We start from the raw sequence: 25,128 nt of genomic DNA, 5'->3' as shown, positions 1-25,128 counted from the left end.
CCGGAACATTGTTTTTTTAAGGCAGCGAGGGCATCTGTACAACACCCTATCGGCAACGACGTTCGAACCTTAATGGCCGACCGTCAAAAACCAGTGCAAAGTTTCAAGCAGTTGTTTGATAAGATTTTTTAGTTACCCGATTGTGATCGGACGTCATACTTGTGGAGGGTAATTATTAACGGTTTATTGGATCCAATTTTTTCGTCCAATAACTAGGTGATTATAACTTTGTATATATGTGCTGTCGGGAAGAACTTTATTCTGGACAAAATTAAGCCCGGCATAAGCCGGGCTGTAGACAAGCAGATTAGAAAATCAGCTTAGGCGGTTTGCACCTACGTGGTCAGCACCGTCAGCAGCAACGCGATTTGCACCTACGTGGTCAGCACCATCAGCAGCAAAACGGTTTGCACCTACATGATCAGCACCGTCGGCAGCGACGCGGTTTGCACCTACGCGGTCAGCACCGTCGGCAGCAAAGCGGTTTGCACCTACGTGGTCAGCACCGTCAGCAGCGACGCGGTTTGCGCCTACGTGGTCAGCACCGTCAGCAGCGACGCGGTTTGCACCTACGTGGTCAGCACCGCCTTCAGCAACTATTGGAGCGTTCAGTTGGTTGTGGACATTGACGGCCGGCAGGGCGAAAGCACTTGCAGCCAGCAGGGAGAAGGTAAAGCCAAAAATCAGGTTTGAAGTTTTCATAGTAGTTGCTCCAGATCGGTTAGTTGGTAACTGGGTATGGAGGCAATGCTACGCCGCTGGTATTTATTAAGAAGTCAATGCGATTACTACCCATCATCGGTCAAATTGATAGTTGAAAAATGTTTCTCAAGGATCTGTCATTCTGGTCGATGACGAGATGCACTCATACGGATACATTGACCTTGAGCTATCAGCCACTATCCAGCGTGTACGCGGATAGTGCGCCGGGTATTAATTTTCTTTGAATTACCCAACCGGATGGCAGCATGTGAGTAAAGCCCAGGCACCCTCGGGTCGTGACAACGGCTCGTATAGCACCTTCTTGTTACCTCTCGGGGTGCTGGTCATTGGCGCATTTCTGTCCTATGGGCTGGGCGCACTGGATAATGCACGTCACCGCGACAATGATCGGGCTGGTCTGGCTCTTCAACTCAGCAGCCTAGGGACGCGACTGGCAGAGCGTGTGCGATTTGCGTTCAGCGGCACCGAAGGCATCGCCCAACTGATCAGTATTGACGGGAGTATCTCGCCCCAGCATTTCAGGCGCATGGCCCATAGCGCCATCGATGCCGTGCCGTACATTCGCAACATCGTCATTGCGCCTGATGAAGTGATTCTGGATACCTACCCGCTGGCAGGCAATGAAGGCATCATCGGCCTGGACTATCAAAGCTGGCCCAACCAGTACCCACTCATAGAAAAAGCACGCGTAACCGGCGCCGCGTTGCTGGCCGGACCCGTAACGCTGTATCAGGGGGGCAGGGAATTGATCTATCGCCGTCCTGTTTTCCTTTCTGCACATCAGGAACATGAGGCCTATTGGGGCGTTATTTCCGTAGTCACCAGTACTGATGCACTGCTGAAGGCGGCCGGACTGGAAGAGGAAGAAGGGCTGCAAGTCGCGTTGCGCGGTCACGATGGCCTCGGTGCAGCAGGTCAGCTGATTTATGGCGATTCAGCATTGTTCGACAGCGATCCGATCGTGGTTGACGTCAGCATTCCCGGCGGTAGCTGGCAATTGGCAGCTCTACCCAGGAGCGGCTGGGTAACACGGTCCATCCTTGATTCCTCGCTTTTCCTGCTGGCCATATCGACGTCCATACTGTTGAGTCTCTTCATTCTGCAGGCCAGTCTGAATCACAGTCTGATCCGCCGGCGAAATGCCGAGCTGCGCAAGGAAATTACCGAGCGGGAAGTGGTGACCTCTTCGCTGGTACAAAGTGAAGATCGCTTCCGCATGCTATTTGAGCGGTCACCGGACCCCATCTGGATTCGGGGTCAGGATGGGCGGATCAATCAGGGGAACACTGCCGCAATGAAGGCCTTGGGATTCGAGGGCGACGTGTTCCCCAGTGTCACCGTGGCCGAGATCTCTCCACTGTTCCAGCCTGACGGGCAGTCCTCGGTGGCCAAAGCCGCAGCGCTTCGGGTCGAAGTAGAGCGTGAGGGTTCGCTGCGTTTCGAGTGGGATCACAAGCGTGTGGATGGCAGCGTGTTTCCGACCGAGGTGACGCTGTGCACCATGCAACTGGCGCAGGAGCTGGTGACCTATGCGATTGTGCGAGACGTCACGGTGCGCAAGGAAGCTGAACGCGGGCTTGAGCGGCTGGCTCACTTCGACTCGGTTACCGGGTTGCCCAACCGTGTGTTGTTCCACCAGCAACTGATCCAGGGCATTGAGCAGGCCAAACGGCAGAACAACTGCATGGCTGTGCTGATGCTGGACCTGGATGGTTTCAAGCTGGTCAACGACAGCCTCGGCCATCCGATGGGCGATCTGTTGCTGCAACAGGCTACCCACCGTTTTGTCGACGCGGCAAGGTTTGGGGATGTTGTCGCTCGACTGGGTGGGGACGAGTTCGGCTTTATCCTTGATGGAGTGGAGTGCGAGGCGGATGTCGTACCGGTGGTGGGCAAAATCCTTCAGTCGTTGCACAAGCCGTTCGATCTGGATGGGACTGCCGCGTTAGTGACTGCCAGCATCGGGGTCACGATGTATCCAGAGAATGGGACTACGGCCCAGGCGCTTCTGACTCAGGCCGATACGGCAATGTACGCCGCCAAAGAGGCCGGTCGTAACGATTTCTGTTTCTACCAGTCGCATATGACCACGCTGATTCAGGCCCGAGTGGCTCTGGAGGCGGCGATACGTCAGGCCCTTGAGCGCAATGAATTCGAAGTCTGGTACCAGCCCAAGCGCGATCTGAAAACCGGCAGGGTCGAGGGCGCAGAAGCATTGATTCGCTGGCGCAGCCCGACGCTGGGACTGGTATCGCCTGCAGACTTCATCCCGCTGGCTGAGCGCACTGGGTTGATTGTCTCGATCGGCCAATGGGTGCTTGACCAGGTGTGCAAACAGGTCCGGTGTTGGCGCGACTCCGGACAGTACAACCAGCACATTGCGATCAACGTGGCCGTGCTGCAAATAGAACGCAGCGATTTTGTCGAAGATGTACGGCTGGCCTTGCAGCGCTATGACTTGCCCGCCCAGGTGCTGGAGGTGGAGGTCACCGAAAGCCTGATCATGAACCGCCAGGAGTTGGCGCACACGGTACTCAGTCAACTGCGCAGCATGGGCCTGAGCGTAGCCATTGATGATTTTGGCACGGGCTATTCCTCTCTGGCTTACCTGAAAGATTTGCCCATCGACAACCTGAAAATTGATCGCACGTTCATTTCCGGTCTGCCTCACGACCGAGCCTACGTCGCAATCACTGAGGCCGTCATAGAACTGGGGCATGCCCTCGGCTACACCGTCACCGCCGAAGGCATCGAAACCCCGGAGCAACTGGCGTTTCTAAGCGATGCCGGGTGTGACACCGGGCAAGGCTATCTGATCAGCCGACCCATGCCTCTGGAAGAATTCGAGGCCTGGCTCGCGGAATGTGTGCTGACTTGAAAATTGTCGTCTACAGTCAAAATGCCACCATTCATCGGAAGACGTGCATAAACCGGCTGCGCTGCCGACACGAATAGATAAGTGCACGGTCTATCGATGTACTTGACCAAAACTGGAAGGGATATCTGGTCGGTTTATAACTGGTTGAACTTTCAGAGCCACGCCTGATGAATAAAACCTTGCTTGCCGATTTGCGAGCGCTCATGTCTGTGCCTAAAGACAACCCTGGCTTGGTCAAAGCCCAATACATTGCGTTGTCCCGGCAACTGCCGATGATGTATTTCATTCTGCTGATCAATACGCTGGTGCTGGCGGGCACTCACTATTCGGCAGCACCGGCCTGGCTGGCGGTCTATTGCCCGTTGGTCATGACGGTATTCGGTGTTATCCGTGCCGTGGAGTGGTGCCGTACGCGCACACGTACAGCCAGCCCGGCACAGATGCTGGCCGCCCTGAAACGCACCAATCGTCTCGCGCCATTTGTGGCCGCGGGTTTTGCCGCCTGGTCGCTGGCGCTGTTTCCTTATGGCGATAGCTACGGACAGGCTCACGTTGCCTTTTTCATGGCGATTACGGTCATCGCCTGCATCTTCTGCATGATGCATTTGCTGCCTGCGGCGCTGGCAACCACGGTCGTGGTCAATACGGCGTTCGTGGTGTTTTTTGCCTCGACCAACAACATCACGTTTATCGCTACGGCGATTGATGTGGTATTGGTTTCCATTGCGATGCTCATCATTCTCAAGGCCCAGTACGGCGATTTCACGCGACTGGTGAACATGCAGGCCAGTACCGAAAGGCTGAGCAACGAGAACCGTCGCCTCGCCAACATGGACAGCCTGACCGGGCTGGCTAATCGCCGACAGTTTTTCTCCCTGCTGGAAATCCTGCTTGAAGAAGCTCGCGTCCATGATGCGCGCCTGGCGGTTGGCTTGATCGACCTGGACGGCTTCAAGCCGGTCAATGATCTCTACGGCCATAGTATTGGCGACAAGCTGCTGTATCAGGTTGGCCAGCGTTTGACGGGTTTACTGGATGATGGCGTTCATCTGGCCCGACTGGGCGGGGATGAGTTCGCATTGATCATGACGGATGCCAAAAGCGACGAGCAGTTGCGTGCCTTCGGCGAGCGGATCTGTGCACAGATGCGTGAGCCTTTTCTGCTGGTGGATATTCCGATCCAGATCGGCGCTTCAATGGGCATCGCCACTTTCCCCGATTTGGCTGCCAGCGAAACTGAAGTTTACGAATACGCTGATTACGCGCTTTACCAAAGCAAGCGCAACCGACCGGGCACAGTCTGCATGTTCTCCGGTGTTCACCGTCAGCAACTCAGCCGACAAGGGCTGACTGAACAGGCGTTGCGCAGGGCCAATCTGCAGGAAGAGTTTCACGTGGTGTTCCAGCCGATCGTTGATATTCATAGCCAGCGAACCATCGCATTCGAGGCACTGGCGCGTTGGAAGAGCCCAGAGTTGGGGAATGTGCCGCCCAGTGATTTCATTCCCATCGCCGAGCGTATCGGCATGGTTAATCGCTTGACCGTGCCGCTGCTGAGCAAGGCGCTGGAGGCCGCATCGTCCTGGCCTGCCGGTATTCGCCTGTCGTTCAACCTTTCCGCTCATGACTGCGGGTCGGAAGAGGCTGCTCAGGTTATTGCCCAGGCCATCAAGGACAGCGGGTTCGATCCGTCATGTCTGGATCTGGAAATCACCGAGACCGCCGTTATTCAGGATCTGGCCCAGACTCAGCGGGCCATCGGCCTGTTTCGCAGTTTAGGCTGTGGTATTTCCCTGGACGACTTCGGCACCGGGTACTCGAGTCTGAGCCAGATTCACGCACTGTCGCTGACCAAACTCAAGGTCGACCGCACTTTTGTGACCGACATCCACCTCAACCCTGCGAGCTTCAAAATCGTCAAATCCCTGCTCGCGTTGTGTCAGGACATGCAACTTGAATGCATCGTCGAAGGGGTTGAAACGGCAGCAGAACTTGCCGCACTGAAGAGCCTGGGCTGCATGTCTGCGCAGGGCTACCTGTTCTCGCGGCCGATGCCGTTGGAAGAGATTGGCGTATGGTTCGAGCATGAGCAGGTTTCTGCGGCCTAGTTCCTGATTCAAAAGCCTCTGTAGGAGCTGCCGAAGGCTGCGATTGCGGCATGTCAGGAGTAAATGCTTCGCAGCCTTCGGCAGCTCCTACGGGTATTCGATGGGCATGACTATTCTGCAAACATCACTCCCCGCGACCGCCCCAGCAGCAACCCCTGATTCAACTCCGTCACCTCCCGAATGTAATCCCACAGCACCGTAATCCGCTTGAGCTTGCGCAGGTCTTCGCGGCAGTACATCCAGAAATGTCGGGTGATATTCACTTCATCTGCCAACACCGGTATCAACCGCGAATCCTGAGCGGCAAGAAAGCACGGCAAAATCGCCAACGCACGGCCTTGCAGCGCAGCGAGGTACTGGGCGATGACGCTGGTGCTGCGCAGTTGTGCTTGGGCGCCGGGGAGCAGGTTGCTGAGGTAAAGCAGCTCCGAGCTAAAGGCCAGGTCGTCTACGTAACTGATGAAGGTATGTTCAGCCAGGTCAGCCGTGCTGTTGAGAGGCTTGTGGTTGTCCAGGTATTCCTGGGTCGCGTACAGACGCAGGTTGTAGTCGCACAATTTGCAGCACACATAAGGTCCGTGCTCCGGTCGTTCCAGGGCGATAACGATATCGGCCTCGCGTTTGGACAGGCTGATGAAGTGCGGCAGCGGCAGGATATCCACCGAGATGTCGGGGTAGTCATCAAGAAAGTGGCTGAGCTGTGGCGTGATAAAAAAACTGCCGAAGCCTTCGGTACAGCCGATGCGGATATGCCCGGATAGCGCCAGGCCTGATCCCGAAACCTGCTCGCAGGCCAGATGCAGCGTGCTTTCAATGGACTCCGCATAACCCAGTAATCGCTGGCCCTCGGCGGTCAGTATGAAACCGTTGCCACGAGATTTCTCGAACAGCAGCGTACCCAGCGAGTTCTCCAGCGAAGTGATGCGCCGCGACACGGTGGTGTAATCCACTGCGAGTCGTTTGGCGGCGCTGCTGGCCTTGCGAGTACGGGCCACCTCAAGAAAAAACTTCAGGTCATCCCAGTTCAGATTGCTCAGGGAGGTGATGTTTTTTTGCATGTTGGTCCTGCTTTTATGTGCGTTCTTGTTAGAAGTTTGCACATCTATACTCCAGAACGCCGATCTGCGGATAGTCCGTAGGACCGGCTTTAGCCGGGAGGGCGATGCTCGACTCAATGACGCCCTCCCGGCTAAAGCCGGTCCTACGGCGGTTACGCGCATTCGTTTCAAATCCCAGGCAACACCCCACGACATAACACCCTGCACAACAATAAATAAGCGGAGGAGTTTATGAAGGACGCACTCACGGCGGACGCTGGCGCACTCGATGCCGGGCCCCCGAAAAAAGCCAAATCCTATCGCCTTGCCGGTGCCGCGAGCATGGCGGGTACAACCATCGAGTGGTACGACTTTTTCCTATACGGCACGGCTGCCGCGCTGATCTTCAACAAAATATTTTTCCCTGCACTGGACCCGATCACCGGCGTTCTGGCGGCATTTGCCACCTACGCTGTGGGCTTTCTCGGGCGGCCGCTGGGCGGGATTATTTTCGGGCATTTCGGCGATCGCATCGGGCGTAAATCCATGCTGCTGATGACCCTGATGATGATGGGGATACCGACCATCATCATTGGCCTTATCCCCACCTACGAACAGATCGGCTACTGGGCAGCGCTGATTCTGGTGGTCATGCGCTTCCTGCAAGGCATGGCGGTGGGAGGCGAGTGGGGCGGTGCAGTGTTGATGGCCGTCGAACATGCGCCCGAAGGCAAAAAAGGTTTCTACGGCAGCCTGCCGCAAACCGGTGTGGGCGCAGGCCTCGTGCTGGCAACGCTGGCCATGGGAATGGTCGCCAAACTGCCTGAAGAAGACATGCTCAGTTGGGGCTGGCGCCTGCCGTTCATTGCCAGCATCGTGCTGCTTGGCGTGGGCTGGTTGATCCGCCTGAAAGTGCCGGAGTCGCCGGACTTCGAAAAGCTCAAGAAGGACAAAATCGCAGTCAAGGTGCCGTTGCTCAAGGTGCTGCGTGAACACCCACGGGAAACCCTGACCATCATCGGCGCACGGACTGCCGAGAACGCCTGGTTCTACATGTCGGTGACCTTCGCCTTGGCCTACGCCGCCAATCAACTGCTGATCCCTCGTGCCGACGTCCTCAACGCGATTACTGCGGGGGCAGCGCTGTCACTGATCACCATGCCGTTCTGCGGCTACCTCTCGGACAAGGTTGGCCAACGTCGTTTGTACTTCGCCGGCTTGCTACTGCTGTGCGCGTTCGCCTACCCGTTCTTCGCCATGCTCGGCACCCGCGAACCGCTGTTGGTCTGGTGGGCGATGGTGCTGGCGGTAGGTGTGGTGTTCCCGATTCTGTATGCCCCCGAATCATTGCTGTTCGCCCGACAATTCCCGGCAGAAATCCGCTACAGCGGCATTTCGGTATCGGTGCAACTGGCGGGTGTATTGGGCGGCGGATTCGCACCGATGATCGCCACCAAGCTACTGGCTTACGCCGATGGCAGCCCGCATTACGTGATCGTTTATCTGGTGGGTATGGGCGTTGTGGCGTTGGTCTGCACGGCGCTGATGAAGCGCGATCCGCCCCGACATCCGGCGTCCGGACTGAGAGCCGAATAACTGTTTGATTAGGAGATTTCGATGAACGCTTCCCCGAACAACAAGGACAACACCGTGGATCGAGTCAAGCTGCTGATCAATGGCGAATGGGTTGAATCGCATAGCACCGAATGGCACGACATCATCAACCCGGCGACCCAGCAAGTGCTGGCTCAGGTGCCGTTTGCCACAGCCGACGAAGTCGATGCCGCCGTGGCCGCCGCACAACAGGCGTTCCAGACCTGGCGTCATACACCGATTGGCGCGCGCATGCGCATCATGCTCAAGCTGCAGGCATTGATTCGTGAACACTCGTCGCGCATTGCGGCAGTGCTCAGCGCCGAACAGGGCAAGACCATCGCGGATGCCGAGGGGGATATCTTTCGAGGTCTGGAAGTGGTGGAACACGCCTGTTCCATTGGCAGCCTGCAAATGGGCGAGTTCTCCGAGAACGTCGCGGGGGGCGTCGATACCTACACCTTGCGCCAGCCCTTGGGCGTCTGCGCGGGCATCACACCGTTCAACTTCCCGGCAATGATCCCGTTATGGATGTTCCCGATGGCCATCGCCTGCGGTAATACCTTCGTGCTCAAACCCTCCGAGCAGGACCCGATGTCGACCATGTTGCTGGTTGAGCTGGCGGTTGAGGCGGGCGTTCCGCCGGGCGTACTCAACGTGGTGCATGGCGGTAAAGAGGTGGTGGATGCCCTTTGCACCCACAAGGACATCAAAGCGGTTTCCTTTGTCGGCTCTACCGCCGTCGGCACTCACGTCTACAACCTGGCCGGTCAACACGGTAAGCGCGTGCAATCGATGATGGGCGCCAAGAACCACGCGGTGGTGCTGCCTGATGCCAATCGTCAGCAAACCCTGAATGCCTTGGTCGGTGCCGGTTTCGGCGCTGCCGGTCAACGTTGCATGGCCACTTCGGTCGTCGTACTGGTCGGTACGGCGAAGCAGTGGCTGCCGGACCTCAAAACGCTGGCGCAGCAGCTCAAGGTCAATGCCGGCAGCGAAGCGGGCACCGATGTCGGACCGGTGATTTCCAGACGCGCCAGGCAGCGCATTCTGGACCTGATCGAAAGCGGCGTGCGCGAAGGCGCGAAACTGGAACTGGATGGCCGCGACATCATGGTGCCGGGTTTTGAAGATGGCAATTTTGTCGGGCCAACCCTGTTCTCCGGCGTCACCACCGACATGCAGATCTACACCCAGGAAATCTTCGGACCTGTATTGGTGGTGCTGGAAGTCGACACCCTCGATCAAGCCATTGCGCTGGTCAACGCCAACCCTTACGGCAACGGCACTGGCCTGTTTACCCAGAGCGGCGCGGCGGCCCGCAAATTCCAGAGTGAGATCGACGTGGGGCAGGTGGGGATCAACATCCCGATTCCGGTGCCCGTGCCGTTCTTCAGCTTCACCGGTTCACGCGGCTCCAAACTCGGCGACCTCGGCCCGTACGGCAAACAGGTGGTGCAGTTCTACACTCAAACCAAGACCGTCACGAGTCGCTGGTTTGATGACGACAGTGTTAATGACGGTGTGAATACGACGATTAACTTGAAGTAGAGCTGGCGGGGCACCTCGGTCCCATTGAATGGCACCGCTCCCACAGGGAATTGCGGTGAGTTCGAATAAAAGGAGAACAACAATGAAAATCGCCTTCATCGGTTTAGGCAACATGGGCGCGCCGATGGCCCGTAATCTGCTCAAGGCCGGGCATCATCTGCACCTGTTCGACCTCAACACCACCATCCTCAATGAGCTGGCTGCATTGGGCGGGCGCATCAGTGAATCGCCCAGGCATGCGGCTCAGGGCGCTGAGCTGGTGATCACTATGCTTCCCGCCGCTGCTCATGTGCGTAGCGTGTATCTGAACGAAGACGGCGTGCTTGCAGGCATCGGCTCCGGTGTACCGGCGGTGGATTGCAGCACCATTGATCCACAGACCATTCGCGACGTTGCAGCCATCGCGGCCAGGCACGGCGTGACCCTCGGTGATGCGCCGGTGTCGGGCGGCACCGGTGGCGCGCAGGCGGGTACATTGACCTTCATGGTCGGAGCCAGTGACGAGCATTTCGAAACGCTTAAACCGGTGCTGGCGCAGATGGGCAAGAACATCGTTCACTGCGGTGACATCGGCACCGGGCAGATCGCCAAAATCTGCAACAACATGCTGCTGGGGATCACCATGATCGGCGTCGCTGAAGCCATGGCGCTGGGAGACACGTTGGGCATCGACACCGAAGTGCTGGCGAAAATCATCAACACCTCGACCGGTCGCTGCTGGAGTTCAGAGATCTACAACCCATGGCCAGGCATTGTCGATACCGCGCCCGCTTCGCGAGGTTATACCGGCGGTTTTGGTGCCGAACTGATGCTCAAGGATCTGGGCCTGGCAACCGAAGCGGCCCGGGTCGCCCATCAACCGGTGATTCTCGGCGCGGTGGCGCAACAGCTCTATCAAGCGATGAGCCTGCGCGGCGAAGGCGGCAAGGATTTCTCGGCGATTGTTGAGGGGTATCGCAAGCGCGATTGACCAAGCGTAGGTTTGGTGTGAACGCTGAACCTGTGCAGACTGTGTGGGAGCGAATTCATTCGCGAAGGTGCCGGTACATTCACAGCATCTTTGTCGACAGAAATACCGCTTTCCCGAATGAATTCGGTCCCACAGGATCGCGGTGGGCTTGAGGTTGGCGCAAACCCTGTGGGAGCGGTGCTTGCCCGCGATACATGAGACGAAGCTAGACGACATACCGCGTTATCGTTTATCGCGGGCAAGCACCGCTCCCACAGGGAATGTATTTCATGTCCGATACCTCATTTTATGGCGCGCGCAACAAATCCAGCATCTCATGCAGATCAGTGATGTGCTGCAGGTTCAGGCACAGTTCGCCCAAATGTTCGGCTTGTATGGCGGGCAAGGCGCGGGTGGCCAGCGAGCTGTATTTCGCCCACAGCGCACCATCGCCGATCGGGTTCAGCGGGCCGCCCAGCGGGGTTTTGATTTGCAGGGTGGCGCTGCGTCCATCTTCGCTGACGAGGGTGACATAAGGCTCATCCAGTGGCGCGAGGGACGCGTCGACCTGCATCTGAATCTTCTGCATGAAACCCGACACGGCGGGTGATGTGCGCTTGTTCTCTTCGTACGCATCCAGCCCCGCGTGCCCCAGCAAGCAGCGCACGGCCAAGGCGTATGGCAAGCTCATCTGCGCGGCGGCCAGGGTCTGCGTGTCGATCCCCGCGCACATGTCCACCAGAAAGGCGCTGGCGCTGACCTGAATGGACGCGACGTGATCGGCGTTGATCTGCAGCTCGCTCAGCAGTTGGCCGATGGCATCGATAGCCGAGTGAGTACCCCGGCATGCCGCATAGGGTTTGATCGAGCAACGAGCCAGCTTCCAGACCACGCCGAGATCTTCGGTCAGCGCCTGTGGTTGCGCCGTGTCGCGAGCGAGTGTGCGCAGGAATCCGCCCCACACGTCGTCGAACACCTGTGTCGGCCCGGTGATGCCTTCACGCGCCAGCAACGCCGCCAGCACACCGCCCTCGGCCGGGCGTCCGGCGTGGAGTTTTTTGCTGTCGGCACCGTCGTGGATAAATGCCCACAGACCGCCGCTCATGCTCGCTGCCAGACCCAGCGCCGAGCCGGTTTGTTGCTCATCCAGTTTGAGCAGTCGAGCGCACGCTGCGGCGGCGCCAAACACACCGCAAGTGCCGGTTGAATGCCAGCCTGCTTCGTTGTGTGGGGAATATCCGCCGCAGGCCTCCAGCACCCGGCGCGCCACGTCGTAACCCAGCACCATGGCGGTGAGCAGTTCCTGGCCGTCGGGCATTGGCTCGCACAAGGGCAGCACCGCCAGCATGGCCGGAACCACGACCGCGCCGGAGTGATCGCAGCCACCAGCGTCATCCAGCTCCAGCGCATGCGCCGCGATGCCATTGATGAGCGCTGCGTTGCGCGCCGACAAGCCGTAATCTGCGCCCCAGATCACCGACACACCTTCTGCCTCGCTGGCATTCATGGCCCGCAATGCATTCTGGGTCAGTGGTGCTTGCGACCCGGCCAGCGCCGCGCCCAACGTGTCGAGCAGATGCTGCTTGGCTTTGACGACCAACGATTCGGGCAGCTCATCGAATGACGTGCGGCAGATGAATTGGCTGAGGGTGGTAATGGCGTTGCTCATGGCGAGTCTCTTCAGGGCGCATATTTTTCTGGTTGAAATGCATGTCCTGTAGGAGCTCACCGAGGTTACGAGGCCAGCGATAGCGGTGTGTCAGACAAACTGCCATCGCTGGCCTCGTAACCTCGGTGAGCTCCTACAGGTTCAACATATGCCGATGCAAATCTCAGGCGTTCTGGACTTTGTTGTGCCGCTCAAACACCGCAGCCGGGTGATCTTCCGGCACTGCACTGTGATTGCCACTCCACCAGTCCGCAACTTCCTCAGCCGTGGCGAACCACACGTCCGGTTGCGCCTTGAGCCAGGTCAGCAGCTCCAGCAACAAACCACTTCGGCCCACGGTGCCGAGGGTTTCGGGATGCAGGCGCAGCACGTAGCACAGGCCGAAACGGTGGAAGCCATTGAAGTCATGCTGCCAGTTTTGCAACACCTCGGCGCTCGAACCGATACGCGCCTGGCTGACCGGCACTGCAGGCGCGAGGTTAAAGGCGAAATACGGCTCGTCCTCCAGTTCGCAATGCAGTGGCAGTTCAACCAACGGTGCAGAATCAACCTGAGTCGCCGGGTGCAAGTAAGGCAGGTCATCGCCAGACCACGACGAAGACCACGCGATACCCTCTGCACGCAAGGCATCAACGAAGCCTGGCGCATAACTGCCCGCGGGCACTCGAAAGCCGCTGGGACGCTGCCCGGTCATCTCGGCAATCACTTGGCATCCTTGTTTCAGCGAGGCGTGTTGCCCAGCTAAATCCAGTGTTGAAAAGTCTTCATGGCGATAGCCCGCGCAGGCGATTTCGTGGCCTGCGGCATGAATGGCCTGAATCACTTGCGGGTTCTCCTCGGCAACAATGCCGGGGATGCACCAGGTCGATGGCAGGTTCTGATCAGCCAGAATCTCCAGTACCCGCTGCACGCCGCGTGTGGTGCCGTAGCGCCAGACCGACAGGCTTTTATCGCGCCCGGCAATCGCCGGGACCTGAGTCAGGATGCCGTGAATGTCGTTGTAATCAAACGTGATGACCACCGCGCAACGATAAGGCGCGGGCCAGACAGACCTGGATTCAGTCATGCCGATGCTCCTTGAGCCAGAAGTTGGCGACGTCGTTGCAGGTCGCAAACCAGACGTCCGGATGACTGTGCATGTGCTCCAGAAAAGCCTCGAGAATCCCGATGCGCCCCGGCTTGCCGCTGATCTTGGGATGGAACAGCGTGGTCATGCACAGACCTTCGCGATAGGTGCCGTCGAATTCGCGACACCAGTTGTCCAGCGTCTGATCGTAACTGGCGATGCGGTCCAGCCCGGCCGGATAATTCGGCGCACGGGTGTAGGCCAGCGAGGCGTAGTCATCCAGTTCCCAGCGGCCGGGGATTTCCACCAGTCCGTTTGGCTGGCCGGGGACTTCGATGAAGTACGGGCGGTCATCGCCGCGCATGCTGCTGGAGTAAGTCACGCCGCAGTCCATGAGCAAGGCGGGTGTTTCGCTGTGCCAGTCGCCCGAAGGCGTGCGGAAACCCGTGGCAGTGATGCCCAGGTAGCGCTTGAAAATGTCGGCGCTGATCTTCATGACGTCGCGCTGGGCTTGCAGGTCCAGGGCGAAAAACGATTCATGACGATAGCCGTGATAGGCCACCTCGTGGCCGTGTTCGATGATTGCCTGACACTGTTTTGGCCAGTTCTCCACGACCCAGGCCGGGACGAAAAAGGTCGCCGGTGTCGCGTGGGCTTTGAGCATGTCCAGCAAGCGTGGCAATGCGCGATAGGGGCCATAGCCGCCGAAGGTGAAGTATTCCGGTTTCTGCCAGATCGAGCCGTCGAGCATGGCGGCACCGGTCGGGCCGTCCAGATCGAAGGCCAGGGCGACACTGGCACGGGCGTTGTTCGGCCAGCGCAGATCGTTAGAGGCAAACATGGGGAGTCTCCGCCTGTGTGAATATCACCCGCCCGGTCCTTGGGCGAGTGCAAGCCTGCTTTACTTGGCGCCGTTCAAAACAGCTTGTTCGACTGCGCCGTTCTTGAGCTGCCACTTGCCGAGGATCTGCTCGTAAGTGCCGTCTTTGATCATGTCGTTGAGGGTCGCGATGATCGCTGTGCTCAACTCGGCGTTGTGTTTGGCAACACCCAGGCCGGTCAACTGACGCGACAATGGCTCACCGATCACCTTGAACACGCCTGGCTCCTGGCCCTGGATGTACGGCAGGGTTTCGCTGCCTTGCACGGCGGCGTCCAGACGCGACTGGCGCAGTTGCGCACGGGCATCGGCGCTGCCTTCGGTGCCAACCACAGTGATTGCCGGTTTGCCGATGGCAACGCAGTTCACTTCACTCCACTTGGCGATTTCCACCGGGAACGTGGTGCGACGGCTGGTGCCGATTTTCTTGCCGCACATGTCGGCGGTGGTCTTCAAATCCTTCTGGGATTCGAGGGTGTAGAACTGCGGGCCGGTGCTGAAGTAGTCAACGAAGTCGACAGTCTGCTGGCGCTCAGGCGTATCGGTCATGCCTGACAGCACGATGTCGATACGGTTGGTTGCCAGGCCGCTGACCATTTGTTCGAAAGCGGTTTCCTGCCACTTGATCTCGACACCCAGACGCTTGGCGATTTCGGTGCCCAGGTCGTAATCGACGCCGGTCAGTTTGCCGGTCGCGGGATCCTTGAAGTCCATCGGCGGATAGTTCGGGGCGATGCCAGCGGTAATGTAGCCCTTGTCCTTGATGGATTTTGGCAACACGTGAGTGTCGGCTGCCCAGCTCGAAACCGAAATCAGAGCGGACAGTACGGCGGTAGCGGTAAGCGCGAAAGTTTTCAAATCGGACATCCTCAGCAAGGGTTTGAGTTCAGTTCAAAACGGCAGCAATAAAATCCTGGGTGCGGGGGTTGCGCGGGTTCATCAGCACGTCTTCCGGTGCGCCCGTCTCTATGATTTGCCCTGCATCCATGAACACCACGCGGTTGGCCACTTCCCGGGCAAAGCCGAGTTCGTGGGTGACCACGATCATGGTCATGCCGCTTTTAGCCAGGTCACGCATGACCGAGAGCACTTCACCTACCAGCTCGGGGTCGAGGGCCGAAGTTGGCTCATCGAACAGCATCAGCTTGGGACGCATGGCTAATGCGCGAGCGATGGCGACACGCTGTTGCTGACCACCCGAAAGCTCGATGGGATACGCATTGGCCTTGGCTTCCAGACCTACGCGCTTGAGCAGCTCCATGGCCAGTTCCCGACAGTCTTCAACGGGCTGACGCAGCACCTGAGACGGTCCTTCGATGATGTTTTCCAGCACGGTCATGTGCGCAAACAGGTTGAAGCGCTGAAACACCATGCCCGTCTTGAGCCGCTGCTTTGCGATCTGTACGTCGCTCAGTTCCACCAGCCTGTGGCCGTCGGTGCGATAGCCGAGGATTTCCTCGTCCACCCACAAACCACCGCTGTCGACTTTTTCGAGCTGGTTGATGCAGCGCAGCAGGGTGCTTTTGCCGGAGCCCGACGGGCCGATGATGCACAGCACTTCGCCGTGGGGGATTTCCAGATTCACGTCCTTGAGCGCCTGGAAGTCGCCGAAGAACTTGTTTACGTCTACTGCTTTGACGATGTTCAACATGGGGATGATTTCCTGCCTCTGGGGCTCAGTTACGTTTGCCAGCGCCGCGGGCGAAGCGTTTTTCCAGTCGGCTCTGACCCAGGGTCAGGATGGTCACGACCGCCAGATACCAGATGCCGGCCACGATCAGCAGCTCCATGACGCGGGCGTTGGCGTAGTAAATGTTCTGCGCGTTGTGCAGCAGTTCCGAGTATTGAATGACGCTGGCCAGACTGGTCATCTTCACCATGCCGATGAACTCGTTGCTGACCGGCGGGATGATGATCCGCATGGCCTGCGGCAGGATGATCCGGCGCAGTGCCTGCAGACGCGGCATGCCAATGGACTTGGCGGCTTCGTACTGACCACTGTCCACCGACAGCAGCCCGGCACGCACCACTTCAGCCGTGTAAGCGCCCTGATTGATGCCCAGGCCCAGCAGCGCTGCGGCAAACGGCGTGATCACTTCAACGGTCTTGAATTCGAACAGGCCGGGAATGCCCAGAGTCGGGAAGATCAACGCCAGGTTGAACCACAGCAGCAATTGCAGGATCAGCGGTGTACCGCGAAACAGCCAGGTGTAACCCTGTGCCACGTAGCGAAGCAGCGGGTTCTGCGACATGCGCATGACCGCCACGATCACCCCGAGCACCACGCCCAGCGCCATCGCCAGGATAGACATGATGATGGTGTTCAACAGGCCGAACATGATCGATTCGGCGGTCAGAAACTGCCGCACGAAACTCCATTCAATGTTGCCGTTGATAAAGGCGTGAACCAGTCCGATCAACAGCACCACGATCAGTGTCGCGGCGGCATAACGACCGTAGTAACGACGGGGCACAACCTTGTAGGTGGAAATGTCGTACTTGGCCGCGAGTGAAGCGCGCTCGGCGCTCGCAGAAGCTTGAGGCTTTGACATGGAATACTCTCCGTTGAATCAGCCGCGCGGACCCGCGTAGTCGAGTGCCCATTTTTCCTGCGCGATCAGTTGCTGCTTGAAGCGCTCAATCTGCTCGGCCACCCGTACCGGCGACGTCCCGCCCCAACCGCTGCGTGCGGCCAGTGCAGCTTCCAGCGTCAGTGCGTCGAGCACTTCCGGCGTCAGGCGCGAATCAGTCGCCGCCAGTTGCTGGGTGCTGAGTTCTTCCAGGCCGATATTGTTTTCTTCGCAGAGCTGTACCAGCTTGCCGGTGATCTCGTGGGCTTCTTTGAAAGGCACGCCGCGCACCGCCAGCCAGTCGGCGACTTCGGTGGCGAGGGTGAAGCCCAGTGGTGCCTGACGCAGCAGTTCGTCGGCACGCACTTTCATGGTCTGGACCATGCCCGCGAAGGCAGGGAGCACCAGATGCACGGTTTCCAGGCTGTCGAGAATTGCGTGTTTGTCTTCGCTCAAGTCGCGGTTGTAAGACAGCGGCTGAGCCTTGAGCACGGCCAGAATGCCGGTCAGGCTGCCGATCAATCGGCCTGACTTACCACGGGCCAGTTCGGCAATATCCGGGTTTTTCTTCTGCGGCATGATCGAGCTGCCGGTGGCGTAACCGTCGTCCAGTTCGACCCAGCGGAACTGACGGGAAGTCCACAGGCAGAACTCTTCGGCCAGTCGCGAAATGTTGATGCCCAGCATGCTGCTGCAGAACAGGAATTCAGCCACATGGTCGCGGCTGGCGACGGCGTCGATGGAGTTTTCACACGGGCCGCTGTAGCCCATTTCGGCTGCCGAGCGTTGCGGGTCGCGAGCGATGGCCGAACCTGCCAGTGCGGCTGCGCCCAGTGGCGACAGGTTGAAACGTGTGTCCCAATCCTGCAGGCGCTGAATGTCACGATGAATCGCCTGTGCATGCGCCATCAGATGGTGGGCGAACACAATCGGTTGCGCCTGTTGCAGGTGAGTGAAGCCCGGCGCGATGGTGTTGATGTGCTGCTCGGCTTGCGAGACCAGTGCCTTCTGCAATTCGAGAATCGCCAGAGTCATGACCCGCACCTGATCACGCAGTAACAGCCGCATGTCATTGGCCGACTGGTCGTTGCGTGAACGGCCTGCGCGCAGTTTGCCGCCCAGTGTGCCGAGGCGTTCAGTCAGCAGACGCTCAATGAAAGTGTGCACGTCTTCGTCAGCTGCAATCGGTTCGATGTTGCCCGCTGCGAAGTCCACATCGATGGTGCGCAACGCTTCAATGATGCGGGCGGTTTCGTCGGCATCCAGCAGTCCGGCACGGTTCAGCTCGTTGGCATGCGCCTTGGAGCCAGCGATGTCGTACGGCGTCAGACGAAAGTAGGCGCGTGGCGAGCGGGACAGGTTGGCCATGGCTTCTGCCGGGCCGGTCTTGAAACGTGCGCCCCAAAGGCGATCAGTGGCGTCAGACATGTAAATTCTCCGTTGGCACGTTGATTGCTCCACCCTGAACAACAGCGTGTTGTGCGATACGAACTGCGATGTGAAGATCGCGGGGCGAGCAAGGAATAAGTGGACTTACACTTAACGTTGAATCGATCAATTGGGAGGGATGCTAGAAAAATCCAACGCGCGGGGAAATGTTTTAAATGGCAAGTCAACTTACTGAAACTGGAAACCTGCCAAAAAGAAGTGGTGAAGCGGCGATGTCAATGGCCAGCGCCATGGACTTGAAACTCTTCAAGGTTTTTAGGGCAGTGGTTGAAGCGGGAGGGTTTACCGCCGCACAGGTAGAACTGAATATCAGCCTGGCGGCAATCAGTAAGCAGATATCGGATCTTGAAATTCGATTGGGCATGCGCCTATGTACGCGAGGGCGGGAAAAGTTCTGCCTGACCGAACAAGGCAAGATTATCTACGACGCCAGCCTTGACCTGTTCATGGCGCTGGATAACTTTCGTGACCGCCTCGGTAATGTGCGCGGCGAGTTGCTCGGCGATTTGAATATCGCTGTCATCGACAACACTGTGTCAGACCCTGACTCCCCGTTGGTTGATGCCCTGAAAGCCCTGCAAATAAAGGCCCCGAAGGCAAAGGTGCGGCTCAATGTGGCGCCTTTGGACGAGATCGAGCAAGGCATTCTCAAAGGCCGTTTTGCGGCCGGTATTGTGCCCGTGTATAGCGGTAAAGATGACTTTCAAGTGATCCCGCTGTATGACGAGGTGTCTGAGCTTTACTGTTCAAACAACCATCCATTTTTCGCCCTGAGCGATGAAAGTGTTGATGAAAAATGCCTGGCAGAAGCCGAATTTGTCGATCACGCTTATGCCGTTCATACAGGTAAGCCGACACTCATGATTCAGCGCGAAGTGACTGCCGTGGCCACTCAGGTTGAAGCCGTGGCGATCATGATAAAGACCGGCCGTTATCTGGGCTACTTGCCGGTTCATTGGGCCAGAAGTTATGTCGAGCGTGGCGAGATGCGCTCTATAAAGAGGCAGAAATTTGCCATAGCCACACCGGTGAAACTGTTGTACAAGCAGCAGGTTCCACGCAACCCATTATTGGATGTTTTCCTCGAAATAATGCAGGAAAGTTCCACTTCTAATAACCAGAATTAATAACGAACCCACTAATGCTCGCTGCCGGTGCATGTTACGGAAGTACCCGGTCATCGTGCACCGGAACGGGACATTAAGGTGCAGACTGCCCGTCAGTGGTCGTTTCGCGCAGGCGTTGGAGGAACACCGATTCGGCTTTGGTCAGGCGTTGCTCCAGATTCCACAGCAGGTTGATATCAACGTTGCCTACGCCTTCCTCGGGCGGCAGGCGCCACAAACGACCGGTCGCCAATTCGCTCTGGCAAATGTGTTGCGGCAGGCATGCGATGCCAAAGCCGGCCAGCACCAGACGCAAGACTTCCTGGGTATTGGCAGACGAGGCGACGATTTGTCCGGTGAGTTTGTGCAAGTCACGAAACTCGGCCAGCGACGACAGCGTGCCGCCCAGCAAATCCCCCGTGAAAATAATCAGTTGCTCGCTGCGTAGGTCAGCGAGGCTCAAATCCGTGCGGCCATATAAAGGATGCTCGTCACTGCAATAGAACGCGTAGTGCTCTTGAGTCAGGCATTGCTGGCCGAGCCAGGAGGGAGCGGTGCGGTTGACTGCCAGCCCGAAGCTGGCAGTTTTCTGGGACAGCGAGCTGAGGATTGCGTCGCTGGATTGCACGTCGATTTCCAGGGTGATGCCGGGATAATCGCGGTGCAGTTGGGCCAGAAATGCATCGTAAGCCGGGCAGCGAATGCCGCTCACCGTCAGCATTCGGACTTTACCTACGACCTGATCGCTGCTGCGTTCGAGGGCGGCGTCCAGTTGGGTGAAATGGCTTTGCACTTCCGCTGCTACACGCAGGGTTTCAATGCCTGACTGGGTCAACAGAAAGCGCGGCCCGCGACGTTCGATCAGCGCAGCACCCAACTGCTCTTCAAGACGTTTGATCGCCTGGCTGACGGCGGGCTGAGACAAGTGCAGGCGTGCGGCGGCGCGGCTGATGCTCAACTCCTGCGCGACCACTTGAAAGGTACGCAACAGATTCCAGTCCAGCCGCTCGCCCAATGGTCGCGAAGACGGGCGGGGAATGGCTACCGGGCTAGTCGATTGAGTCACTGCACAGCCTTTATTGGTGAAAAAAATAATGAATATAAGCAATGGCGAATTGAACTGCTTTGCCTTTTGCTCTTAAAAAGGCTGCACAAATTGCGCCATGACCTTTTGATGGAACCCACGATGTCCGCTCCCGCCAGCCACGATCGGCTACCGCTGCACATGCCCGAGACCGAACGCAACGCCCGCTGCGAACTCGCTGCGCTCTACCGTTTGCTGGCTCATTACCGCATGACCGACCTGATCGATACGCATATTTCCTTGCGGCTGCCGGGCGACAGTGGCCACTTCCTGATCAATCGCTACGGCACCCTGTTCGAGCGCATGAGCGCCAGCACGCTGGTGAAGATTGATAGCGACGGTAACGTCGTCGACGAGTTTTATCCCGAGCACCGCGTCAACCGTGCGGGCTTCGTCATTCATTCGGCAATTCATGCGGCGCGCCCCGATGCGCATTGTGTAATTCATACCCACACGGCGGCCGGTATGGCAGTGGCGGCGCAACGGGGAGGTTTGCTGCCGTTGAGTCAGCACGCGCTGAAGTTCTACAACCGCCTGAGCTATCACACCTATGAAGGCATCGCGGTTGATGTCGCAGAGCGCGAACGTCTGGTGGCCGATCTGGGGAGAAACAACGCGATGATCCTGCGCAATCACGGTCTGCTGGTCGCCGGTGGTTCGGCGGCCGAAGCGTTCGCCAATATTTATTTCCTGGAGCGAGCCTGCCAGGCGCAGGTTCAGGCGTTGGCCGGTGGCGTCGAGTTGGTACAGCCTGACCCACACATCTGTGAGCACACCGCACAACAGTTCGAAGCCGACGACAGCGAAGGCATCACCGAACTGGCCTGGGAGGCGGCCTTGGAACTGATCGCCAGTCAGCGTGACGAGTACTGCTCATGAAGCCTCTGGTGTTGCTTGGAACCGGCGGTGGCCTGGGGCGTGTTCGTGAAAATCTGCTGGCGCTGGACTCGTCGCTGACAATTCTGCGACCGGGCGAAGCAGGTGCGCAGGACGCCGACGTTGCACTCTGTTGGAACCCTTCACCGGGTGATTTGGGGATGTTCCCCAATTTGCGTCTTATCCATTCCATTGCTGCCGGTGCTGACCAGGTCTTCAAGGATCCGAGTCGGCCCGCGCATGTTCCGGTCTGCCGAATTATCGATCCAGACCATCGGCTGGGCATGATCGAGTACGTGTTGTGGGGTGTGCTGCACTACCACCGCGGCTTCGATCAGATGCTGAAAAATCAGGCCCACGTAGTTTGGCATCGGCCAGGACAGCAACCTGCCAAGCAAACCCGAGTGGGCGTTATGGGGCTTGGAGAGCTGGGACGCGCCGTTGCGGTGCAACTGGCCGGGCTGGGTTTCGATACACGTGGCTGGGCACGTCGTGCGCAGCAGGTTGAGGGCGTAAAAACCTTTCAATTGGCTGAATTCAATGAGTTTTTGCAGGATTTGGACATCTTGGTCTGTTTATTGCCTCTCACCACAGAGACAGTCGGCATTCTGAATACCGAGACCTTCGCGCCCATGACGAAAGGCTCGGTCATCATCAACTGCGGTCGTGGCGAACATCTGCGCCGCGACGACTTGTTAGCCGCGCTGGACAGCGGTCAATTGCGTGGCGCTTTGCTGGATGTATTCGAGCAGGAACCATTACCCACGGACGACTCATTCTGGCGCCATCCGCAGATATGCGTGACGCCGCACATTGCTTCATCCGCTTCCTACGAAGTGATAGCTGAACAGATTCTGGGGAATCTGAAACGCCTCGATGCGGATTTACCCTTGGCGAATCAGGTGAACCCGGAACAGGGCTACTAGGGAGAGTAGTAACAAGCCAGACCTGGGTTGGGGGCTTCTTGGGGAGAAGAAGCCGGGACTGGTTGTGTGTGGGAACAAATTGCTTGATCCAATAAGAAATGCCATCGCGAATGTATTGGCAAAGGAAACATCCCCTTCTGAATCTGCCAATAAATATCCGCTCGCCCAACGAAGGCAAGCGGATGCGATAACCAACGGAGCGCAGTAATGAATGTTAGCAAGCTAAGTGTCATTGCCCTGGCAGTGGCAGCGGGATCTGTGCAGCCGGTTTTTGCTGATTCGCAGGCAGACGCTACGGGTTTTCTGGAAGGCGCCAAGTTGAACGTCAAGGCGCGCAACATGTACATGAACCGTGACCAGCGTGCTCGCAACTCAGGCGATACCGGCGAAGAGTGGGCGCAAGGCTTCATCGGTAACTTTGAATCCGGCTTCACTCAAGGCACCATCGGTTTTGGTCTGGATGCTATCGGCATGTACGGGCTGAAGCTGGATACGGGCGATGGTCGCACCGGCCGCGGCACCGGTTTGCTTGAGCAGGAAGATGGCGGCACCCACGCTAAAGACGGCTACGGTTATGCAGGTGCAGCGGTCAAAATGCGCGTGTCGAAAACCGTCCTGAAATTTGGCGACCAGATCGTCAACAACCCGGTCTTCGCTACCTCCGACAGCCGTCTGTTGCCGGAAACGGCTCAAGGTCTGTTGGTGACCAGTAACGAAATCGACAACCTGACCCTGCAAGGCGGTCACTTCACCTCGCTGAAAAGCCGTAACTCGAGCAACCACGACAGCGGTGGTCTGGATGTCATCAACTTCGGCGGTGGTTTGTACAAGTTCAACAAGAACCTGTCGGCCAGTGCGTACTACTCGAACGTTGAAGACGTATGGCGCAAATACTACGGCAGCCTGACTTACGCGTTGGCGTTGTCACCACAGGACGTGGTGAAATTCGACCTCAACGGTTACGACACCAAGAGCATCGGTGCTGAAGAGCGGGGCGTTTACGACAGCACCATCTGGAGTCTGACGGCGTCCTACACCCTCGGCGCGCACACCTTTCTGGTCGGCCGCCAAGTGGTCAATGGCACCAACAACTACGACTACGGTGTTGATGGTAACAGCACGATCTTCGTCGGCAACTCGGTTCAGTTTTCTGACTTCAACCACGAAAACGAGAAGTCCTGGCAGGCACGCTATGACTTGAACATGGCGACCTACGGCGTTCCGGGCCTGAGCTTCATGACGCGTTACGTCATGGGTTCAGATGCAACCACCGCGACCCGCGACAATATCAACGCATGGGAGCGTGATATCGAAGCCAAGTACGTCGTTCAGTCCGGCCCGGCCAAGGACCTGAGCTTCCGTGTGCGTAACGCGACCTATCGCAGCGGTGCTTCGGACTTCAACTCGAAAGTCGACGACACTCGTCTGATCATCGAATACCCGATCAGCATCCTGTAATTCATTTCGATCCCCATCGAAATAGGGCCCGCCCCGGATTCATCCTCCGGAGCGGGTTTTTTATTGGCGCGCTTTCAGGCATTCAACAGGCGGTAGTCACGACCGCTTTTGATCAGCGCATCAATGGTTGCCAGAGGCGGGGTCCAGCCGAGTAAGCGACGGGCTTTATCCGAATCAACCACCAGCGATGCACACAGCGTGGAATACATCGGGCCTCTACCCAACAGCTTCGCGCCGCGGCGCAGTAACGACTCAGGCACAGGCACCAGTCGGGCTGTGGTGCCAATTCCGCTCGCCAGGTGCGTCACCATTTGAGCGGTGGACAGGTCAGTGCCATCCGACACCAGAAACAGCTCGTTGGCGGCTGCGGGATGCTTGATGCACAGCGCGATGAAATCCACCAGATTTTCCAGGGCAATCATGCTGCGCCGGTTATGGATGGCGGCGAACGGCATGGGAATGCCCGAACGAACCCACTGCATTAACTTCGCAAAATTCCTTGGGGCATGGCCTGCGTAGACCAATGGTGGGCGAATGATCACCAGGTCCATGGCTGTGCCGTGTAGCAGCTTTTGCAACGCTTGCTCCGCTTCAAGTTTCGACCGCGCGTAATCATCCGTCGGCGCGGGCAGGGATATTTCGTTGAACGGAGCATGGTGGGTTGTCGAGCCGTTGACGCCCACCGAACTGATGAAGATGAAACGTTGCGTACCCGCAGACAACGCTTGCCGCGCCAAAGTCAGCGTGCCGTCGACATTGGTGCGTCTGAGTTCTTCCAGCGAACTGCCGCGAGTGGCGAGATGGGCGGCAACATGGATGACGACATCGACACCTTGCAGAGCGGCCGACCAGTCGGTCGCTGCATTCGCTGTGCCTACCTGAATCAGGGACGCTACTGATGGCTCGGGGCTTTGCTGGCGGGTCGAGCCTGTTACCTGGTATTCAGGCTCTGTAACAAGCTTGTGCAGCAGCGCGTTGCCGATAAAACCTGTTGCGCCTGTGACGAGTATTTTCATGGTCTTCCTGATGTGCCGTTAGCTATTGCTGCAATCAGGATAGTAGGGGGATCGGGGAATGCTGACGGTTGAAGAAAAAAGACCCGATTGTGCCTGCTACAAAGAACTGTAGGAGCGCACGAGCACCGCGAGGCCGCGATTGCGGTGTATCAGACAGGCAGCCATCGCGGCCTCGCGGTGCTCGTGCGC

At 58.0% G+C, this 25,128-nt stretch carries 20 protein-coding genes; 9 read left to right on the top strand and 11 right to left on the bottom strand.

Annotated elements, in window-relative coordinates; genetic code table 11:
• Positions 1 to 315: 315 nt before the first annotated feature.
• Positions 316 to 702 carry a hypothetical protein gene (locus tag CKW31_RS19195; RefSeq protein WP_095098529.1) on the bottom strand — a complete coding sequence of 129 codons (387 nt, stop codon included), beginning with the start codon at positions 700 to 702 and terminating at the stop codon, positions 316 to 318.
• Between the two features lie 268 nt (positions 703 to 970).
• Between CKW31_RS19195 and CKW31_RS19190 the strand changes: the two genes are divergently transcribed.
• Both CKW31_RS19190 and CKW31_RS19185 read left to right on the top strand, forming a co-directional pair.
• A complete protein-coding gene (locus CKW31_RS19190; RefSeq protein WP_256582662.1) occupies positions 971 to 3,601 on the top strand; it encodes an EAL domain-containing protein in 2,631 nt (876 codons plus the stop codon).
• Between the two features lie 167 nt (positions 3,602 to 3,768).
• Positions 3,769 to 5,709 (top strand): bifunctional diguanylate cyclase/phosphodiesterase, encoded by a 1,941-nt coding sequence (locus tag CKW31_RS19185; RefSeq protein WP_176469920.1) that lies wholly within the window; start codon positions 3,769 to 3,771, stop codon positions 5,707 to 5,709.
• A gap of 110 nt (positions 5,710 to 5,819) precedes the next feature.
• Here the strand turns inward: CKW31_RS19185 and CKW31_RS19180 are convergent, their stop codons facing one another.
• Positions 5,820 to 6,767, bottom strand: a complete 948-nt coding sequence (locus CKW31_RS19180; RefSeq protein WP_095098527.1) for a LysR family transcriptional regulator — start codon at positions 6,765 to 6,767, stop codon at positions 5,820 to 5,822.
• A gap of 231 nt (positions 6,768 to 6,998) precedes the next feature.
• Here CKW31_RS19180 and CKW31_RS19175 point away from each other — a divergent pair, with 231 nt between their 5' ends.
• From CKW31_RS19175 to mmsB, 3 genes are all read left to right on the top strand, one after another.
• Complete coding sequence (locus CKW31_RS19175) at positions 6,999 to 8,342, top strand: MFS transporter (RefSeq protein ID WP_095098525.1); 1,344 nt, start codon at positions 6,999 to 7,001, stop codon at positions 8,340 to 8,342.
• Positions 8,343 to 8,363: 21 nt separating this feature from the next.
• Positions 8,364 to 9,890, top strand: a complete 1,527-nt coding sequence (locus tag CKW31_RS19170) for a CoA-acylating methylmalonate-semialdehyde dehydrogenase (RefSeq protein WP_095098522.1) — start codon at positions 8,364 to 8,366, stop codon at positions 9,888 to 9,890.
• Positions 9,891 to 9,972: 82 nt separating this feature from the next.
• Positions 9,973 to 10,860: a 3-hydroxyisobutyrate dehydrogenase gene (gene mmsB, locus CKW31_RS19165; protein ID WP_095098520.1), complete on the top strand. Its 888-nt coding sequence runs from the start codon at positions 9,973 to 9,975 to the stop codon at positions 10,858 to 10,860.
• A 286-nt stretch (positions 10,861 to 11,146) separates the two neighbouring features.
• Here the strand turns inward: mmsB and CKW31_RS19160 are convergent, their stop codons facing one another.
• From CKW31_RS19160 to argH, 7 genes are all read right to left on the bottom strand, one after another.
• Positions 11,147 to 12,508: an MmgE/PrpD family protein gene (locus CKW31_RS19160; protein WP_095098517.1), complete on the bottom strand. Its 1,362-nt coding sequence runs from the start codon at positions 12,506 to 12,508 to the stop codon at positions 11,147 to 11,149.
• 163 nt (positions 12,509 to 12,671) lie between these two features.
• Entirely contained in the window at positions 12,672 to 13,574 is a 903-nt protein-coding gene (locus CKW31_RS19155; protein WP_095098514.1) for a polysaccharide deacetylase, read from the bottom strand.
• Entirely contained in the window at positions 13,567 to 14,415 is an 849-nt protein-coding gene (locus CKW31_RS19150) for a polysaccharide deacetylase (protein ID WP_095098512.1), read from the bottom strand. Before CKW31_RS19150 ends, CKW31_RS19155 begins: the two co-directional genes overlap by 8 nt.
• Positions 14,416 to 14,475: 60 nt before the next feature.
• Positions 14,476 to 15,312: an ABC transporter substrate-binding protein gene (locus CKW31_RS19145; RefSeq protein ID WP_027901630.1), complete on the bottom strand. Its 837-nt coding sequence runs from the start codon at positions 15,310 to 15,312 to the stop codon at positions 14,476 to 14,478.
• A 28-nt stretch (positions 15,313 to 15,340) separates the two neighbouring features.
• Positions 15,341 to 16,105, bottom strand: coding sequence for an amino acid ABC transporter ATP-binding protein (locus tag CKW31_RS19140; protein WP_095098509.1), 765 nt, complete (start codon positions 16,103 to 16,105; stop codon positions 15,341 to 15,343).
• A gap of 25 nt (positions 16,106 to 16,130) precedes the next feature.
• Entirely contained in the window at positions 16,131 to 17,006 is an 876-nt protein-coding gene (locus CKW31_RS19135; RefSeq protein WP_095098506.1) for an amino acid ABC transporter permease, read from the bottom strand.
• A gap of 18 nt (positions 17,007 to 17,024) precedes the next feature.
• Positions 17,025 to 18,452: an argininosuccinate lyase gene (gene argH, locus CKW31_RS19130; RefSeq protein ID WP_095098503.1), complete on the bottom strand. Its 1,428-nt coding sequence runs from the start codon at positions 18,450 to 18,452 to the stop codon at positions 17,025 to 17,027.
• Between the two features lie 176 nt (positions 18,453 to 18,628).
• Here argH and CKW31_RS19125 point away from each other — a divergent pair, with 176 nt between their 5' ends.
• Positions 18,629 to 19,600, top strand: a complete 972-nt coding sequence (locus CKW31_RS19125; protein WP_176469919.1) for a LysR family transcriptional regulator — start codon at positions 18,629 to 18,631, stop codon at positions 19,598 to 19,600.
• Positions 19,601 to 19,673: 73 nt separating this feature from the next.
• Here the strand turns inward: CKW31_RS19125 and CKW31_RS19120 are convergent, their stop codons facing one another.
• Positions 19,674 to 20,645: a LysR family transcriptional regulator gene (locus CKW31_RS19120; RefSeq protein ID WP_095098497.1), complete on the bottom strand. Its 972-nt coding sequence runs from the start codon at positions 20,643 to 20,645 to the stop codon at positions 19,674 to 19,676.
• A 120-nt stretch (positions 20,646 to 20,765) separates the two neighbouring features.
• On the opposite strand from CKW31_RS19120, the gene CKW31_RS19115 reads away from it, so the two are divergent.
• The 3 genes from CKW31_RS19115 to CKW31_RS19105 all read left to right on the top strand — a co-directional run bounded on the left by CKW31_RS19115 (position 20,766) and on the right by CKW31_RS19105 (position 23,923).
• A complete protein-coding gene (locus tag CKW31_RS19115) occupies positions 20,766 to 21,542 on the top strand; it encodes a class II aldolase/adducin family protein (RefSeq protein ID WP_095098494.1) in 777 nt (258 codons plus the stop codon).
• Positions 21,539 to 22,465 (top strand): glyoxylate/hydroxypyruvate reductase A, encoded by a 927-nt coding sequence (locus CKW31_RS19110; RefSeq protein ID WP_095098491.1) that lies wholly within the window; start codon positions 21,539 to 21,541, stop codon positions 22,463 to 22,465. The genes CKW31_RS19115 and CKW31_RS19110 overlap by 4 nt, the downstream gene beginning before the upstream one ends.
• 207 nt (positions 22,466 to 22,672) lie before the next feature.
• On the top strand, positions 22,673 to 23,923 hold the full coding sequence (locus CKW31_RS19105) for an OprD family porin (RefSeq protein WP_095098488.1): 1,251 nt from the start codon (positions 22,673 to 22,675) through the stop codon (positions 23,921 to 23,923).
• 74 nt (positions 23,924 to 23,997) lie between these two features.
• Here the strand turns inward: CKW31_RS19105 and CKW31_RS19100 are convergent, their stop codons facing one another.
• Entirely contained in the window at positions 23,998 to 24,939 is a 942-nt protein-coding gene (locus tag CKW31_RS19100) for an NAD-dependent epimerase/dehydratase family protein (RefSeq protein ID WP_095098485.1), read from the bottom strand.
• Positions 24,940 to 25,128: the final 189 nt, after the last annotated feature.

Origin of the sequence: Pseudomonas sp. Irchel 3A5, assembly GCF_900187575.1 — a bacterium.
Classification (GTDB): Bacteria; Pseudomonadota; Gammaproteobacteria; order Pseudomonadales; family Pseudomonadaceae; genus Aquipseudomonas; species Aquipseudomonas folii.
This window is presented reverse-complemented; position numbering and strand designations above follow the sequence as displayed.